Genomic DNA, 17,076 nt, shown 5'->3' with positions numbered 1-17,076 from the left:
ATGCGTGCTGTTATAATCAGTGTATTGATGCTCGCTGCGTGTAGCGAAGCAGAGATACCGGAAGTAGATAAGGAGCTGCAAGAGCACCGGAATACTCGTGTGGAAGCTATGGCCGCTGTCTATGATGGCTCTATCCAGTACAAAGATACCTTTAACGCCCTTGATCCTTTGATTAAACGTTCTGCGATCGCGCGTAGTAGCAAGTTTGACCCGAATGATGATTATTGGGGTTTACCGCGCACAGAAGGGTATGAAGAGGTGGCTGCTTACTGTGCTTCTTGCCATAGTTTGGCGATTGTGATGCAGCAGCGTGTGACGCCAGAACGATGGGATTATCTTCTCAATTGGATGGTTGAAAAGCAGAATATGCCAGAACTGGAAGCAGAAGAACGTGCGCTTATCCATCGTTATCTCGTAGAACATTTTTCTTCAAATAAGGAATAGTGTTCCAAATTTTGGAACGCATTGTCGCAAAAATCGCGCTTTTGTGAGCAGAAAAATCTCCCTAAGTTTGTAATGTGAAAATTTGCAGGTTTGTCGGTGTTGAGTATTCGGGCCTGTCGTTTGTCAATAAAATCAGAATGTTGATACATTTTTTGTAGGTTCTCGTGATTGAATTCGCACTGTGAGAGTATGCAAAACACATTCAGACGAGGAGTTTTATAATGAAGTTACTAAAAACGGCTGTAATTGGTGCATCTCTCGCACTTGGTTCAATCGCTGCGCCTGTAATGGCAGCTGATGTAGCGGCGCCATCAGGTGTTTATAAAGTTGATCCAACACATGCGAGCGTGACATGGAAAATCAGCCACCTGGGCCTCTCAGTTTACAATGCACGTTTTACTAAGTTTGATATTGATCTAAACCTTGATGTAGATGATGTAAGCAAATCATCTGTGAAGGCAGTGATTGATGTGACATCTGTTGAAACAGATTATCCGGGCGAGACCGATTTCAACGGTGAAATCGCGAACGATCCTAAATTTTTGAACAGCAGCAAGTTCCCGAAGATTGAGTTTGTTTCCAAATCTGTTGAAAAAACAGGCGATAAAACAGCGAAAATCCACGGCACAGTAACAATGCTGGGTGTTTCAAAAGATATGACACTTGATGCAACGCTTATTGGCGCAACAGATGCTCATCCATTTGCGAAAGTACCAGCGGTTGGTTTTAACGCAACAGGTACATTGAAGCGTTCTGAATTTGGTTTCACACACCTTGTGCCTTACATCGGTGATGAAGTTACCTTCAATATCGACGCTGAATTTCAGAAAGCTAAGTAATTATGAGCGCGGCGAATAATACAGAGCGTTACACCAAAGTTGCCATCCTTCTGCACTGGTTGATTGCTTTTGCGATTATTGGTTTGATGGCAGCAGGTATCTGGATGACAGGCGCGATTAAGGAAAAGGAAACTCAGGCAACTGCGTTTGAGGTTTACCAAATCCATAAATCAATCGGCCTTACGGTGTTGGTGCTTAGTGTTGTTCGCCTTATCTGGCGCTTTACCCATAAGGCGCCAGCAATGCCGTCAGGCATGGTTGCATGGGAACGTATGGCGGCACACACCACTCATTTTCTGTTTTATGCCTTGATGATTGGCCTTCCCATAACGGGGTGGTTGATGGTTTCTGCAAGCCCGTGGGGCCTTCCAACCATGTATTTCAACCAGTTTGAAGTACCGCATCTGCATGCGCTTTCAAGCCTTGATATGGCGGGCAAACAGGAATGGGAAGGTGTGTTCAAGGAAATGCATGAAGTGATTGCATATGGCGGTATCGCACTTATCGTTCTGCATATTGGTGCAGCACTGAAGCATCATGTAATTGCAAAAGATAATACGCTTGTGCGCATGCTGCCGTTCCTGAAAACTCCAGTACAGCGAGAAGAAGAATAATGATAAAAAACTTTATAATTGGTGCCATTGCATCTGTATTGATTGCTGGCGCTTCTTTTGCGGCGGATTGGAAAGTGGATCACAGCAAAAGCGAGGTACGTTTTGGCGGTACCCATGCAGGGAATGAATTTACCGGCGTATTTGAAAAATGGCAGGCAGATATCAATTTTGATGCCTCGAATCTTGCGGCTTCAAAGGTGAAAGTAACTTTTGATCCATCAACAGCGAAAACAGGCAACGGCCTTTATGACGGTACTTTGAAAGGTGAGGACTGGTTCAAGGTTGATACGTTTAAAACAGCTGTTTTTGAAGCGGTAACTTTCGCCCACACAGGCGGGAATGCTTATACGGCTGAAGGAACACTTCAAATCCGTGATAAAACCTTACCGCTTACCCTTGCGTTTACGCTGGATACGAGCGGCAATATTGCCGAAATGAATGCGAGCCATTCGATTGATCGTATCGCTTACGATCTTGGTGTGCAGTCAGACGCCGATGCTGCGTGGGTTTCAAAAAATATTGAGCTGAAGATTAAAGTGGTGGCTTCCCACTAATCAGTGTTTTCGGTCTGTCAGCTTATTCAGTGTAAGTACCGGGATCAGGCCAATTAAAACAATCGCGATGGCGGCAGTGGAAGCTTCCGCCAAGCGTTCATCCCCCGCCAAACGGTAAACTCGTGTTGCCAGCGTTTCAAAATTAAACGGCCTTAGAAGTAGAGTTGCCGGTAGCTCTCGCATTGTATCCACGAAAATTAAAATACCTGCTGCTACCACTGAGCGCTGCATTAGGGGGAAATGGATTTCTTTCACTAGTCTGAATGGTTTTGCGCCAAGGCTGCGTGCCGCTTGATCATAAATCGGTGGTATCTGCTCAAGTCCGCTTGAGGTGGTGTTGTAGGCTACTGTCAGGAAGCGTACTACATAGGCATATACCAGTGTTGTCACTGTGCCAGTAAGCAAAAGGCCAGAGCGCCAATCAAAGGTGGTTTCAAAGAATTCAGCCAACCAGCGATCAAGTTGGGAAAGTGGCGCAAGTAAGCCGATCGCGAGCATCGCACCGGGAAGAGCATAGCCAAGAGTGGAGATTTGAATGGCGCCCGTCGTTGTTTTTGTTGGTGCAATACGCTGTGCATACGTAAGCATAAGTGCCGCAATGAGGGCGACACCAACGGCCATCCCTGCAACCGAAATGCTGTTAATGGTGAATTCGCTGAAATCATAACCGAGTTTTGGGTCACCCACAGTGATGGCTAGATTGCCGAGAACTGCGAGCGGAATTACACATCCAAGAAGCACAGGAAGCGCGCAGATTAAAACAGCACCAACGGCTTGCATGCCCTTAAGTGGTGCGCGGTTCATGGCAGCATCACGGGCATGGGCGCTTTGCGTGGTCCCCTTACGGCTCCATTTCTCAAGCACAACAAGGAATGCCACGATAATGAACATCACGGCTGCCAGTTTCATGGCTGCCATTTTCTCCCCCATCGCGAACCATGTTCTGAAAATACCTGTGGAGAAGGTGGGGATGCCGAAGTATTCCACCACGCCAAAATCAGCGAGTGTTTCCATCAGTACAAGCGCTAGGCCCGCGGCGATTGCGGGGCGCGCAGCAGGTAGAGCGATTTTGAAGAATGCCTTTAGTGGACGGGCGCCCAGCGTGCGTGCGGCATCAAACAGGGTAGCGGATCGCTGAACAAAGGAAGCTCGCGCCAGCATATAAACATAAGGATAGAGCACAAGGCTCAGCATAAGGGCTGCACCTGTTAATGACCGAATTTGCGGGAACATATAATCCCCCGCTTCATAGCCAGTGATCGCTCTGAAAGCAGTTTGCACGGGGCCACTGAAATCAAGCAGGTCGGTATACACATAGGCCACGATATAAGCAGGGGCAGCGAGCGGCAGCATAAGCGCCCAGGAGAAGAATTTCCTACCCGGGAACTGTGTGGCTGCAGTTAACCATGCGGTGGAGACACCTATAATGGTGGAATAGAGGGCAACCTGTGCCATCAATAGAACTGTGTTGCCAATATAGCTTGGTAGGATTGTTTCCTTCAGGTGGGTCCATGCAGGGTCAGAACCGGAAAACAGGCTTATGATAATAAACACCATTGGCACAGCGATAAGAGTGGAAATCAGCAAACTTGAAAGCTGCCATCCATAACTTGTGCCACTGAGTTTTTTCATAAAACAATCCCGAACTAAAAAGCGCCTATCTTCTTGGTGAAATGAATACCCTGTGATAATCCGTCTCACACTATGAAGCAGGCTTGGAATATCTTCTTCATTAGATTAGGGTTCAATTTCAAGTAAAAAGACAAAGCATTTCCTGTTTATGACCTTAACTTTCCAAAATATTTCTCATGCTTACGGTGATAACGCCGTTCTGAAGAATGTAAACCTCGAAGCAAAAGCTGGTGAAATCACCTGTCTTTTAGGCCCGTCAGGTGGCGGTAAAAGTACTATGTTGCGTTTAGCTGCTGGCCTTGAGCCACTTCAGGCTGGTGAGATTTTGGTAGACGGTGAAACACTGGCAACACCGGGGGATGAACCCGCGCCAGAAGATCGCCCTGTTGGTTTAATGTTTCAGGAAAATGCACTGTTTCCGCATATGACCCTTGCGGAGAATATCGCTTTTGGTCTTGAGGGAAAGACCAGAGCGGAAAAAGAGGCAATTGCTTCAAGCCTCTTGAAGTCCATCGGGCTGCCGGATTTTGAAAACAGGTATCCCCACACCCTTTCAGGTGGGCAGCAACAACGTGTAGCGCTGGCAAGATCACTCGCACCAAAGCCGCGCGTTCTGTTGATGGATGAACCATACGCAAGTATTGATAGCACACTCCGCCGTGCGCTCAGGGAATCTGCGCGCCGTACGCTTAAGGAAAGTGGGACAACCACAATCCTTGTAACGCATGATCCATCAGAGGCGATGGAAATGGCGGATGTGATCGCAGTGCTTGATGCCGGGAAAATTGTTCAGGCGGCTACGCCTAAGGAACTGTATGAAAACCCGGTTGATCCAACGGTGGCTGGGCTGTTTGGGAATGCGCAAACCATTCCCGCGCTTTGCACAGAAACTGGTTACCTCACGGATTACGGCAGCATTGGCTGCCCTAAGGCTGACACATCTGAACGTAAGAATTGTACGCTCGTTGTACGGCCAAGTGGCCTTAAGTTAGAAAAGGTGGAAGAAGCATCGCTTCGTATTGCAGATATTCGCTTTGTTGGAAGCAGTTGGTTGGTGTTTTTGTTGCCGGTTGAGGCGGCACCATCCCTTGCTCCACTTCGAGTGTCGGTTCCAAACGCAGATAACCTTTCAGTAGGGGATAATGTTCGTCTCTCTGCTGCTTCGAAGGAATTCTTCGTTTTCCATCACCAAAAATAATCCAGAGGCTGGACAATTAATTTTGTTATTGATAATTACTATCAATAAATATGAAAGAAAATAGGGGATACCATGATTCGCCAATTTACGAAGACAGCAATGGCCGCAGCGATGGCAGTAACAGGCTTGTTCGCGAGCTCAGCAAATGCGGATGGTGTTGTGAATGTATATAGCGCACGCCACTATGATACTGATCTCGCGCTTTACGCTGATTTTGAAAAACAGACAGGCGTTAAAGTTAACTTGATTGAAGCAGCGAGCGATACGCTCATTGAACGTATCCTGAACGAAGGTAAATACAGCCCTGCTGATATTCTCATTACTGTGGATGCTGGGCGTCTGTACCGCGCAGAGCAAAAAGGTATCTTCGCACCGTTTACGTCTGCTGTTCTGGAAGAGCGTGTGCCAGCACATCTTCGTCACCCGAAAGGTCAGTGGTATGGTCTTTCCAAGCGTGCTCGCGTGATTATTTATAATGCCGCAAAAGGTAAGCCTGAAGGCCTGAACACTTATGAAGATCTGGCGAAGCCTGAGTTTAAAGGTCAGATTTGCGTTCGTTCGTCTTCCAATATTTATAATATCTCGCTTCTCGCTGCTATGGTTGGCCGCGTTGGTGAAGAGAAAGCGGAAGAATGGACAAAAGGCGTTGTGGCAAACTTCCGCCGCCGTCCACAAGGGAATGATACAGCAAACATCCGTGCGGTGGCTTCCGGTGAGTGTGAACTTTCAATTGTGAACACCTATTATCTGGCACGTTTGCTTGCAAGCGGTAATGAAGTGGGCAAACAGGTTGGTGTGATCTATCCGAACCAGGAAACATCAGGTACACACGTGAACATCAGCGGTGCGGGTGTGCTTAAGTATGCACCAAACCGTGAAAACGCGATCAAATTCATTGAATACCTAACAGAAAACCGTGCTCAATACCTGTTTGTTGAAGGTAATAATGAGTACCCGGTTGTTAAGGGCGCGAATGTTACTGATGTTGTGAAGCAGATGGGCGAGTTCAAGGAAGATACAATTAATGCAAGTGAACTGGGTATAAACCAAGCTGCTGCTGTACGTATCTTTGACCGCGCGGGCTGGAACTAGGTTTTAAACGCCATAGAGTGATTTAAGGGAGCTGTTTAGCTCCCTTTTTTATTTGCCTAATCTGCCCAAAGGCGGGTGAGGTTGCTTTTTGCCTTGAGAGTTTGCATGCGAGCCTCGAGGTTTTCGTCTGTGTCTGGCAGCTGCGCGAGCGCCGTATGCAGGTCAAACAGAATTTCTCTATGCTCGGCAAGGCGAACACGGCTTTGCACCCACCCAACGGCGGCGATGCGGGTGCCTTCTGTTACTTCAGCTACATGGTGTAGTGTGGTGGACGGGTAGAGGGTAAGCGCGCCCTTAGGCAGTTTTACCTTTTCTTCCCCATCATGCTTGCAGAGTACCAGCTCACCACCTTCGTATGTTTTTGGATCAGACAAGAACAAGGTGAAAGAAAGATCAGTGCGTGTGCCAGCGATAATCGGGTCATCCACATGCGTGCCATACTGCATACCGGGGCCGTACCGGTTGATCATGAGTTTCGCGAATTTCTGAGGGAGTGCAGCCGCTTTGAATACAGGATGATTCATCAGCGCTTTCTCAATAAGTTTTAAGGCCCCTTTCACTTCAACAGCATCAGGGCGAGCCTGAAGGTTTGATTTCACCCGGCGCGCGGTGCGGCCTGCGGTTTTCTTTCCGTCCTCATAAAGCGCATCATTTGATAAAGAATCTGTAATGGCCTTGAGTGTGTGGGAATCTAAGATATTATCGAGAAAAATTTGCATGATCTTTTATAATAATGAGAATTGTTTGCAAAATAGATTAATCATGATTAATCTGCCGATCAACTAAATTAAACCCGCATGTTTTTTTGTCAATTTTGAAGGGGTAGGATCAATGGAAAAGCGTACCAAGCTTTGGACGAATATGAGCGCTATTGCCTTTGCTAGTGTTACAGCGCTGAGCGGCTGTGCCACAGGCGGAGAAGGTGAAGGCGAGGGGGAAGGTGAAGGCGAAGGCCATCAGGTTGTTGTTGACGGTTCCCAAACATCACAAGTTGCTTCTTCTGGCGGTGAAGGCGAAGGAGAAGGTGAGGGCGAGGGTGACGCTGCCCCTGCCCCTGCTGGTGAAGGCGAGGGAGAAGGAGAGGGCGAAGGCGCTGCTTCTGATGCTGAACTCGCGAAAGATGATCTGGCATACCTAACACAACTTGGCCTTATGCGCGGCCACCTTTTTGTGGGTAATGAGCTTTATAAAGCAGGCCATATCGATCACGCTAAAATGCATATGAAGCACCCGAAGAGTGAGCTTTATGCTGAAGTTGTACCTGCGTTTGAAGCACGCGGCTCTAAAGGATTTGCTGAAGAGCTTGAAATGCTTGCAACAGCTGTTGAGGGCGAAAAAGGTGATGCGGCCGTGGCTGCTGGTTATGCAACTGTAACAGCCGCAATTGCGAAGAATGAAGGCTTTGTATCTGCGGCAAGCGGCACTGCTGCTGAAAAGTTGAAGCTTGCTGTTGCGCTTCTCCGCACGGCTGGTGAAGAGTATGCAATTGCTGTTGTAGACGGTAAAATGCAGAATGCACACGAATATCAGGATGCATTCGGTTTCACAAACATCGCGAAGGCTATTCTTGAGACATCTTCTAAATCTACTGCTGCTGAGGAAGAGGTTGTTGGTAAAGCGGTAGCTATCATTGAAGGTTTGAAACCACTTTGGCCGGGTATTATGCCTCCAGAAACGTTGACAACAGAAGCTGGCCAGCTTTATGGCGCCGCTTCACAGATTGAGCTCTTGGCGCTTGGCCTAGAATAAATCTACAAAAGCATAGAAAAGACGAAGCCTCGGTTTTTCCGGGGCTTTTTTTATGCCGAACAGTATAAATCTTGGTTTTGTTCACATATTCGCAATAAAATCTCTGCAACTACTTTCTAAATATGGTAGGCAAATATCCAATCGTATAAGTGAAGGTGTTAAACCTTTAGGGGTGTTGGCCTTGTATAAATTAAAGACTATGGATGTGTGATGAGTAAGCAGGACATATACCAAACCACAGAAAGCCAGATTTTGGCGGTTCTTGAAGGCGAAGAGAATGTAACAGCGCAAATGGCAACTGTTTCTTGCCTGCTATCGCTCGCCTTTCCGGAAACTTATTTCTGGACTGGCTTTTATGTAGTTGATCCAGCGCAGGAACGTGTGCTGGTTGTTGGGCCTTATCAAGGTACGCTTGGGTGTTTGCGCATTCCATTTGGTCGCGGTGTATGTGGTACAGCTGCTGAAACCCTTGAAACCCAAGTGGTTGAAGATGTGCATGCATTAGCAAATCATATTGCCTGTGATAGCCGCTCGAACAGTGAAATTGTTGTGCCAGTGATAAACACAGCTGGTGAGCTAATCGCTGTGTTTGATGTGGATTCAGAACAGCACGCAGCATTTGATGAAACAGATAAAGAATGGCTCGAACGCATTCTTGGTAAAGTTTTCTCAGGAAAATAAGATGAAATATCTCCATACAATGGTTCGGGTAACGAACCTTGAAGAATCTATGGATTTCTACTGTAACAAGCTTGGGCTTAGGGAAGTAGGCCGGAAAGAAGTGGAAGCAGGGCGTTTCACGCTTGTTTTCCTCGCGGCTGAAGGCAACGAGGATGCTCAGGTAGAGCTTACATATAACTGGGATCCGGAAGAATATGATGAGGGCCGTAACTTTGGTCATCTAGCTTATGCGGTGGATGATATTTACGAAACCTGTCAACGTTTGATGGATAAAGGCGTGGTTATTAATCGCCCTCCGCGCGATGGATATATGGCCTTTATCAGGAGCCCGGATAATATTTCTATCGAGCTATTACAAAAAGGTGGACGCCTAGAACCGCAGGAACCGTGGGCTTCGATGGAGAATATCGGCAAGTGGTAAAAAAAATACCGTTTTTTTTGTCAATAGGCGAGATTATCGGTTTCTGTAAACCGAATATTTAGGGTTGTTCACCAAGGTATAATGTTAAGAGTGGAATCGCAGGGGATTTTTTCTTGAAACTGCATTGGTCAGACAGATTATCGTTTAAGCTAGCGCGTACAGCAGTAATTATTGCATTTGTTGTAGGTTTAATCTTATCAGCCGGTCAGGTGTATCTTGATTATCTTGAAGAAGGTGATCTGCTTGATCAGAAGGTGAATAAAAGTTTGGCGGTGGCGCAAAAAGCTGCGACACGAGCTGTACTTATCCTTGATTCCGATTTGGCGACAGAGGTTGTCTCCGGCCTGATGGAATATGATTATATCGCGGAAGCGGCTATCCTTGATGATCACGGAGCCGTACTTTCTGCAGACCAGCAGGATACCTCAGGTTTCGGCACAAATAGTGTACGGGTCGCCAGGCAGTTAATCACAGATATTTCCACCTACGAACGTGAACTTGAACTACCAGATACCATGGCGGATCAGCCAGGCAGCTTGCGCGTTGTAGTTGACCGAGCTGTGGGTTTGCAGCCTTTCTTCTCGCGTGCTGTAACAACCTTTATGTCAGGGCTTGTACGCAACCTTTTGCTCGTGCTTCTCCTTTATTTCGCGTTCCACCAAGGGCTTACAAAATCCCTTGTTCAGATTGTGGAAAAGATTTCTGCGATTAACCCTGAACAACCTAGAGAACAAAGGATCGCGGTTCATAAAAAACACCGCAAAGATGAGCTTGGCCTTCTTGCGAGCCAGATTAACCTGTCTTTTGATGCGGTGCAGGTGCTTATTGATAACCTTAGATCAACAAACAAAGCACTTTCATCGTCTGAGGAAACACTACGTAAACGGTCCTGGGAACTTGAACAGGAAGTTGAGCGTACCAAGAAAACCACTATGGAGCTTTTGGTTACTAAAGAGCAGGCCGAAGCCGCGAACCGAGCGAAAAGTGTGTTCCTTGCAAACGTGAGCCACGAACTCCGCACACCGCTTAATGCGATTATTGGTTTCTCAAGCATTATGGCTGATCAGATGTTCGGGCCAATTGGTCATGAAAAATACCGTGAGTATCTTCAGGACATTCGAAACTCCAGTGAACATCTCTCCGATATTCTGGGTGAGGTGCTTGATTTGGCTAAAATTGAAGCTGGCCAGTTCAACATGGAAGAAGAAACTGTTGATGTGGTGAAAATGTTCCATGAAAGCCTTGCGCTTATTGGTGGGCAGGCGCTGCAAAAAGGTTTCCAGATCGACCTGAAGTTACCCCCAAATGAAGACCTACCTAAAGTTAACGGAGACCGTTTACGTCTTAAACAATCTGTTCTTAACCTCCTGTCTAATGCTGTGAAATTTACTCCGGCAGGTGGCAATAATGTGCAAATCGCCTCTTGGGTTACAGATAGCGGTGAGTTAGCAATTAACGTTAAAGACAGCGGTATTGGTATTCCAAAAGAAGATCAGGAATTGGTTTTCTCACCATTTGTACGAGCTGCATCAGCGCTTAGTAAAAACCATGAAGGCACAGGCCTTGGTCTTGCATTGGTGAAGGTTTTTGTTGATATGCATGATGGCAGGGTTGAGCTTGAAAGCACCATGGATGTTGGCTCGAGCTTTACCATTTACCTTCCAAATGAACGCATTATCGAAGAAGCTTAAGCCGTTTTAACCTTCGTTTAGCAAGGAATAATATCGCTTTTGTTTCGCTCGTTCTTTCTATATCGGTGAATGTGGAAGTGAGGGGAAATACGGTGATTAAGAAACATGTAATGGTTGGGGCACTTATGGCTCTTTCATCAACCGCTGCAGGGGCAAGTGACGTAAGTCCTGAAGATATGGTTATCAAACTTTTTGATGCGATGCGCGCCGGTAATGGTGGTGCTATCCGCGAAATGGTGGTGGCAGACGCACGGCTTGACCGTTTGAAACCAGATGGCACGTTACAGCAAGGCACTTTTGAACGCTGGATTAGTTGGGTTGATACGCAGGAAGATGGCGATGCTGATGAACAGGTGTTTGGTGTGAAAACACTTTCTGCATCACCAGAACTGGCGACTGTTTGGGCGCCGTTTGAGCTTACTTATAAAGGTAAGTTTGTTGGGTGCGGTATTAACCAGTTCACATTGGCTAAATCGAAGGATGGTTGGAAATTCCTGTACGGCATTGATATGCACCATGATGGTGATTGCGCCGAGTTTAAGAAAGAAATTATGAAGTAGCCCGAGGAAAACGGGCGAGGGTAGAAAGGGAAGCAAGCGGTGGGCTTACTTCCCTTTTTTAATTACATTGCGTCTAGCGCTTGGGATAGATCAGCGATCAGATCATCAGCGTTTTCAACACCAACAGAAATGCGGAGCATGGACTCTGTAATACCGAGGCGTTCTTTTACGTCATCAGGTACATCAGAGTGTGTCATAGCGAATGGATGTTCCATAAGGCTTTCTGTACCGCCTAGACTTACCGCAAGTTTAATAACCTGGAGTGCATCAAGCACGCGGAACGCCGCAGCTTCATCACCGTTTACATCAAAGGCAAATGTTGCACCTGCGTGACCGCCACATTGCTCTTTGAAAATGCGGTAACATGGGTGGTTTTCTTCAAGGAAACCAAGGTAATGAACTTTACCGACCTTAGGGTGATCTCGGAGGAATTCAGCAATCTTTTTAGCATTCTCAGAAGCAGCTGACATACGGAGTTTAAGCGTTTCAAGAGAGCGCATAATCAGCCAACCAGTGTGCGGATCACACATTGTGCCGAGGATTGTACGGAAGCCTGCGACAGGGCCCATACGTTCAGCGCTACCGACAGCTGCACCTGCTACAACATCAGAGTGGCCAGCCACATATTTTGTAAGTGAGTAGATAACAATATCCGCACCATGCTCAAGCGGGTGCTGCCATACTGGGCCAAGGAAGGTGTTATCTGTCATAATAACAGGGCGTGTGCCTGTTTCTTCACCAAGTTTATCGGCAGCGTCACGGCAGGCATTTAGATCAACAAGGCCATTCGTTGGATTGGCTGGTGTTTCTGTATAAATTACTGCAACACGGCCAAGCTTTTTCGCTTCTTCGATAGCTGGTTCAAGTGTTGGCTCTGTGCCGCCAGATTCAAATTCAACAGCTTTGATGCCGTATTCCGGTAGAATATTACGGATAAGATACTCTGTACCGCCATAGATTGGCGCAGAATACACAATCACATCACCAGGGCGAAGATGCGCCCAAAGACAAGTAGAAATCGCCGCCATGCCGCTTGAGAAAGTAAGGCCTTTATCAGCGTTTTCCCACAATGCCAACCGATCTTCTAGAACTTCTAGGTTTGGATTATTGATACGGGAATAAATCAGGCCTGGCTCTTCACCTTGTTCCGCTTCGCGTTTGCCGTATGCAAGCTCAAAAAACTCTTTACCGTCTTGTGCTTTATCAAACACGAATGTGGATGTCATAAATACCGGTGGCTTTAGAGAACCTTCCGAGAGTTTTGGGTCATAGCCATAACCCATCATTTGTGTTTCGGGGCTCAGGCGGTGGTTACCGATTGATTTTTTACGGTAATCTTTTGTCATTGGGATATCCCTCTGTTGGATTTTATTATTGTTCTTCGGTTGTTTCTTTAGGTGCAAACTTTGCTTTTAGAATATCAAGGTTTTGGCTGAATACGTAGGTGGAAAGTGCATATGTCGTGATCGCGGGAATTGCTTCTGCAACACTGTCGTATATCAAATGAAAACCAATGGCGCCGATAGATGTGATCATAATGCCCAAAGCGCCATATGAAGCAATCCAGTGTCTGCGGTACAACACCAAGGTAACCGCACTGAAGGTTTCAATAGCGCCGACTATTGCCATAAGTTCACGGTTCAAGCCAAAACGCTCGAAATAGCCAAGGAAGTTCTGTGTCATCTCAACATGCCAGCCAACGAATTTGATACTACCAACAAATCCGAAAAAGATAATAAGGATGATGGCAGCAACCCAGCCGAATACTGAAAAGAAAGTGGACCTGTTCATAAGCGTTATTTCCTTGACGTTTAGAAATCTTTGTCGGTGAAAAAAGTTTCCTTTGCAACTGAAATCTGCACTTGTGGGCTAATTAATGGAATCCCTTAATTTGTGCGGGTTTTCAGCACTTAATGGAAAGTGTTATAGGGCTTTGGGCGAATTTGTTTGCGCAATCAGCCACTAATGTTTAGCCATTGAATATTCAATAATTCAGAGAGTTTTACGCGTGCTTCAGAATAGAAATGTTTTTTTACTTTTGTTTGCCCAAGCTTGTTTTCTAGCCGTGTCCATGACAGCGGTAACCTTCTCTGGTCTTGCCGGGAAATTATTGGCTGCTGACCCAAAGTTTGCCACGCTTCCAACCTCGCTGGTAATTGCAGCCACAGCACTTTCAACCGGGCCTATGTCAATGCTCATGCAGCGGTATTCTAGGCGATTTGGTTTTCGGCTTGGTGCCGGGTTTGGTTTACTCGCGGGGCTTGTTGCTTCGGCGTCTCTGTATTTTGGTGATTTTTATATGCTCTGTGCAGCGATGGCACTGTTGGGGCCGTTTCAGTCAAGCGCGCAATATTACCGTTTTGCTGCTGCTGAAAGCGTTCCTGCGACCCATGCACCACGTGCGCTTTCTCTCGTGCTTGTTGGTGGGCTTATTGCTGCGGTATTTGCTCCGTCCGCAACACTTTATCTGAATGATAGTTTTGCACCGTACAGTTTTATGGGCGCGTTTGTTTTTGTTGTGATGATGACAACACTGATTTTTGTACCCATTGCTTTTCTTAAGCCTCTGGATAAGCCGCTAACTGTTCAGAACACTGAAGATAAAGGGGAAACTCGCCCGCTATCAAAAATTGTCAGAACACCTAAATTTATTGTGGCCGTCATAAACGGCGCATTAGGCTTCGCGATGATGAGTTTTGTGATGACAGCAACCCCACTTGCTATTGAGGCTTGCGGGTTTGGTACAAATGTGAGCGCCAGAGTTATTCAGGGGCATGTTATTGCCATGTTTCTGCCAAGCCTATTTACGGGGCATTTAATCAGCCGTTTCGGACTGGTTCCAATTTTGTTATTAGGGCATGTGATGTTTGCTATCGCTTTTATAACGGCTCTTTCAGGTATTCAGATTTGGCAGTTTTCTGTGGCACTTATTGCTCTTGGTCTTGGGTGGAATTTCTGTTTTATCGGAGGCAGTAGTTTACTCACTCAAGTTCATTCAGATGCAGAGAAAGGGAGAGTGCAGGGGCTTAATGAATTTCTCGTGTTCGGCATGTCTGCGGTTGCATCCTTCGCTGCGGGCATTATCTTGGATACATATGGTTGGAGCCTCGTTAATCAGGCCGCGTTTGTGATGCTGGTAATAGCCTCACTGGTGACGCTCTGGTGGGCTTTGTGGTTAGAGCCTCGTAAGGCAGCATCATTAGTTAATTAAAGTGGAAATTCGTCATGCTTATCGTTCTTTCTCCCGCAAAGAAACTTGATTTCGAAAGTGAAAACCTCCGTACGGATGCAGATACCCCTGCGATGCTTACACAGGCTAAAAAACTGGTGAAAGTAGCTAAAACTCTGAAGGCTGAAGACCTCAAGGCTATGATGGGGATTTCGGATAATCTCGCGGAGTTGAATGTGCAGCGGTTTAAGGCTTTTAAAACGCCTTTCACTCCAACTAACGCACGTCCAGCCATAGATGCATTTCAGGGTGATGTATATGTAGGCCTTGATGCCGCAACATTGAACGACGAAGACCGCGAGTATGCAAATGGCCGCATTCGTATTCTGTCAGGCCTTTACGGGCTATTGAAGCCGCTTGATTTGATGCAGGCCTACAGGCTGGAGATGGGTACCAAGTTTACAAGTGAGCGCGGTGCTAATCTATACGCCTTCTGGGGCGACCTGATTTCAAAGGCACTGAATAAGGATATGGCAGGCGTAGAGCACCAAGTGCTGATCAATCTGGCATCTAATGAATATTTTAAGGCTGTAGATCAAAAGGCTCTCAAGGCCGAGATCATTACGCCCGTGTTTCAGGATGTAAAAGATGGTAAAGCACGTGTGGTATCTTTCCTTGCCAAAAAGGCCCGCGGTATGATGGCTCGCTATGTAATTGATAACCGCATTGATAACCCTGAAGCACTAAAAGCTTTCAGTGAAGGTGGTTATACATTCCAACCTGATTTGTCTGACGGTAAAAAGTGGGTATTCCAGCGCCCACAGCCATAGATCTTTTAAAAGTGCATTAATTGCCCGGTAAAGTGGGGCTCTGCATTGAAATCATGTTTAGTATCTACTTCGTGTCAGCATAACCAGGCGCGAAGAGTTCCATCGATTGCGCGTATTCTATTTGTGATGCTGCTTTAACTATATTTAATACAATTAAAGCAGGTTTAGGGCTGGTATAAACTTAGTTTATATAATAACATTACATTCATCGTAAACTTTCACTTGATTGACTGGGGAGGGTCGTGATGAAGCGTATCCTGATGATAACGGGAACAATTCTAGTTGTGTTAAGTGGTGTCGTATATGCAATGCAGCGAGATAATCCTGCTCCGTACAGTGCAGAGGAATATATTCAGTTTCTCACCATTGAAGAATTGTATGCTGGTAGAGGCAATGTGGGAGAGACCACAGGAATGCCAATTGTATGGTTTAAGGTGCGCAATAATGGGGTATCTACCATTGAGCATATTCAGGTAACTGTTGAGTTTCTCAATGATGAAAATCAGGTGGTGTTTGAAAAGAAGCTACATCCTGTACACCAGGGAAGGGAGTCTGGTGAACCTGTACAGCCTCTTGGGCCAAATGAAGTTTGGCAAATGTCTGCTATACGGTACTATATTGTTAGGCAAGTGCCGCATACATGGCAACTGGGCAATGTAAGAGCGAAGATTACCGAGATTGAATTCAAAACATAAAAAAAGCCCGATTCACGGGCTTTTTCATTTATTAAATCTATGCGTTTTTGCTTCTACGGCGGGCCATAACCATTCCCATCACCGGTAGTAGCAATAGTGCTGCACTTGGCTCAGGAATTGTGGCTGGATTGATCGTTAGGGATGTGGAGGCAAAACCTGTGTTTCTGTGACCATTAATGTTTGGAGAGAAACTGAGGCTACATGTTGGGTTTGTGCCGTATGTAATGCCATCAATCCGAATACCAGCATCACACTGTGAAAAACCAATGTTTGAATCCGGAAGAACAAAGCTTGCTGCAGTGCTTGGAATATCAACAATCAGACCAAGCTGATAAGTACCAGGTGCGGTGAAAAGTGACCCAATGCCTGTATTCACTGCAAGGTTCAACACACTTGAAGCGTTCGCGCCGGAGCCTGAGGCGATAATTTGCGTAACGTTGTTGATAGTGAGATTCCAGGTTATTGTGAAATCTGTAAGATCATCAAGTGTACAGAGGCCATAAATTCTGTTGGCCGAGGGCGTAGACCCACCACGAACTGATTGGCGGACATCTGAACCACACGCACTAAGATTAAGTGTTTCGCCTAAAGCTACAGGATCATATGTCCCGGGATCAGAAAATACATCAACACCGATGTTGAAAGTTGCATGAGCACTATTAAGCCCAAGAAGTGCAACTGAAATTGTTGCGGCTAGTCGCTTTACAAACTTATACATACTATATTCCTAAAAAGGAACGACCCCTACTGCGCGCATATTTCAATACGATTCTGTTCATCTGTAACTAAAAGTAGTGATTATTGCAATGATCACTTCATCAACGCTTTGTGAGTTTTCGAGAGGTTGGCGGGAAATATTGAGCTTTAGCGCAAAATGAAAGCCCCATAATTAGATGGAGCTTTCGAA

Annotated in this window: 19 protein-coding genes; 14 read left to right on the top strand and 5 right to left on the bottom strand. The window is 46.2% G+C overall.

Translation table 11 applies throughout. The annotated features are described in order from the left end of the window. The 4 genes from MF542_RS14595 to MF542_RS14580 all read left to right on the top strand — a co-directional run bounded on the left by MF542_RS14595 (position 1) and on the right by MF542_RS14580 (position 2,451). The gene (locus MF542_RS14595) at positions 1-444 is read left to right on the top strand and encodes a hypothetical protein (protein ID WP_247020751.1); all 444 of its coding nucleotides are present in this window, start codon (positions 1-3) and stop codon (positions 442-444) included. Between the two features lie 221 nt (positions 445-665). Further along, positions 666-1,283 carry a YceI family protein gene (locus MF542_RS14590; protein WP_247020749.1) on the top strand — a complete coding sequence of 206 codons (618 nt, stop codon included), beginning with the start codon at positions 666-668 and terminating at the stop codon, positions 1,281-1,283. A gap of 2 nt (positions 1,284-1,285) precedes the next feature. Next, the gene (locus tag MF542_RS14585; RefSeq protein ID WP_247020747.1) at positions 1,286-1,897 is read left to right on the top strand and encodes a cytochrome b; all 612 of its coding nucleotides are present in this window, start codon (positions 1,286-1,288) and stop codon (positions 1,895-1,897) included. Beyond that, a complete protein-coding gene (locus MF542_RS14580; RefSeq protein ID WP_247020745.1) occupies positions 1,897-2,451 on the top strand; it encodes a YceI family protein in 555 nt (184 codons plus the stop codon). The genes MF542_RS14585 and MF542_RS14580 overlap by 1 nt, the downstream gene beginning before the upstream one ends. Here the strand turns inward: MF542_RS14580 and MF542_RS14575 are convergent, their stop codons facing one another. After that, a complete protein-coding gene (locus tag MF542_RS14575; RefSeq protein ID WP_247020744.1) occupies positions 2,452-4,083 on the bottom strand; it encodes an ABC transporter permease in 1,632 nt (543 codons plus the stop codon). Between the two features lie 148 nt (positions 4,084-4,231). Here MF542_RS14575 and MF542_RS14570 point away from each other — a divergent pair, with 148 nt between their 5' ends. Together MF542_RS14570 and MF542_RS14565 are read left to right on the top strand one after the other, a co-directional pair. After that, the gene (locus MF542_RS14570; protein WP_247020742.1) at positions 4,232-5,281 is read left to right on the top strand and encodes an ABC transporter ATP-binding protein; all 1,050 of its coding nucleotides are present in this window, start codon (positions 4,232-4,234) and stop codon (positions 5,279-5,281) included. 72 nt (positions 5,282-5,353) lie between these two features. After that, positions 5,354-6,373 carry a Fe(3+) ABC transporter substrate-binding protein gene (locus MF542_RS14565; protein ID WP_247020741.1) on the top strand — a complete coding sequence of 340 codons (1,020 nt, stop codon included), beginning with the start codon at positions 5,354-5,356 and terminating at the stop codon, positions 6,371-6,373. Positions 6,374-6,429: 56 nt separating this feature from the next. Here MF542_RS14565 and MF542_RS14560 read toward each other — a convergent pair whose 3' ends face one another. After that, positions 6,430-7,092 (bottom strand): Fe2+-dependent dioxygenase, encoded by a 663-nt coding sequence (locus tag MF542_RS14560; protein ID WP_247020739.1) that lies wholly within the window; start codon positions 7,090-7,092, stop codon positions 6,430-6,432. Positions 7,093-7,204: 112 nt separating this feature from the next. On the opposite strand from MF542_RS14560, the gene MF542_RS14555 reads away from it, so the two are divergent. From MF542_RS14555 to MF542_RS14535, 5 genes are all read left to right on the top strand, one after another. Next, a complete protein-coding gene (locus MF542_RS14555; protein WP_247020737.1) occupies positions 7,205-8,122 on the top strand; it encodes a hypothetical protein in 918 nt (305 codons plus the stop codon). Positions 8,123-8,332: 210 nt separating this feature from the next. Then, a complete protein-coding gene (locus MF542_RS14550) occupies positions 8,333-8,803 on the top strand; it encodes a GAF domain-containing protein (RefSeq protein WP_247020735.1) in 471 nt (156 codons plus the stop codon). Position 8,804: 1 nt separating this feature from the next. Next, on the top strand, positions 8,805-9,224 hold the full coding sequence (locus MF542_RS14545) for a VOC family protein (RefSeq protein WP_247020733.1): 420 nt from the start codon (positions 8,805-8,807) through the stop codon (positions 9,222-9,224). 113 nt (positions 9,225-9,337) lie between these two features. Then, positions 9,338-10,915, top strand: a complete 1,578-nt coding sequence (locus tag MF542_RS14540) for a sensor histidine kinase (protein ID WP_247020731.1) — start codon at positions 9,338-9,340, stop codon at positions 10,913-10,915. A 92-nt stretch (positions 10,916-11,007) separates the two neighbouring features. After that, a complete protein-coding gene (locus MF542_RS14535) occupies positions 11,008-11,475 on the top strand; it encodes a hypothetical protein (protein WP_247020730.1) in 468 nt (155 codons plus the stop codon). A gap of 62 nt (positions 11,476-11,537) precedes the next feature. Here the strand turns inward: MF542_RS14535 and MF542_RS14530 are convergent, their stop codons facing one another. After that, positions 11,538-12,821 (bottom strand): cystathionine gamma-synthase family protein, encoded by a 1,284-nt coding sequence (locus tag MF542_RS14530; RefSeq protein WP_247020728.1) that lies wholly within the window; start codon positions 12,819-12,821, stop codon positions 11,538-11,540. Positions 12,822-12,846: 25 nt separating this feature from the next. Further along, positions 12,847-13,266 carry a DoxX family protein gene (locus tag MF542_RS14525; protein ID WP_247020726.1) on the bottom strand — a complete coding sequence of 140 codons (420 nt, stop codon included), beginning with the start codon at positions 13,264-13,266 and terminating at the stop codon, positions 12,847-12,849. Positions 13,267-13,483: 217 nt separating this feature from the next. Between MF542_RS14525 and MF542_RS14520 the strand changes: the two genes are divergently transcribed. The 3 genes from MF542_RS14520 (at position 13,484) to MF542_RS14510 (ending at position 16,169) form a co-directional block, all read left to right on the top strand. Continuing rightward, positions 13,484-14,686 (top strand): MFS transporter, encoded by a 1,203-nt coding sequence (locus tag MF542_RS14520; protein WP_343264895.1) that lies wholly within the window; start codon positions 13,484-13,486, stop codon positions 14,684-14,686. Positions 14,687-14,700: 14 nt separating this feature from the next. Then, positions 14,701-15,474 (top strand): peroxide stress protein YaaA, encoded by a 774-nt coding sequence (gene yaaA, locus MF542_RS14515; RefSeq protein WP_247020722.1) that lies wholly within the window; start codon positions 14,701-14,703, stop codon positions 15,472-15,474. Between the two features lie 245 nt (positions 15,475-15,719). Continuing rightward, positions 15,720-16,169: a hypothetical protein gene (locus MF542_RS14510; protein WP_247020720.1), complete on the top strand. Its 450-nt coding sequence runs from the start codon at positions 15,720-15,722 to the stop codon at positions 16,167-16,169. Between the two features lie 37 nt (positions 16,170-16,206). Here MF542_RS14510 and MF542_RS14505 read toward each other — a convergent pair whose 3' ends face one another. Next, complete coding sequence (locus tag MF542_RS14505) at positions 16,207-16,887, bottom strand: PEP-CTERM sorting domain-containing protein (RefSeq protein ID WP_247020718.1); 681 nt, start codon at positions 16,885-16,887, stop codon at positions 16,207-16,209. Positions 16,888-17,076: the final 189 nt, after the last annotated feature.

The organism is Kordiimonas laminariae, assembly GCF_023008165.1.
GTDB lineage: Bacteria > Pseudomonadota > Alphaproteobacteria > Sphingomonadales > Kordiimonadaceae > Kordiimonas > Kordiimonas laminariae.
Note: the sequence above shows the minus strand (reverse complement) of the source record. Positions and strands in the feature narration are given on the sequence as shown.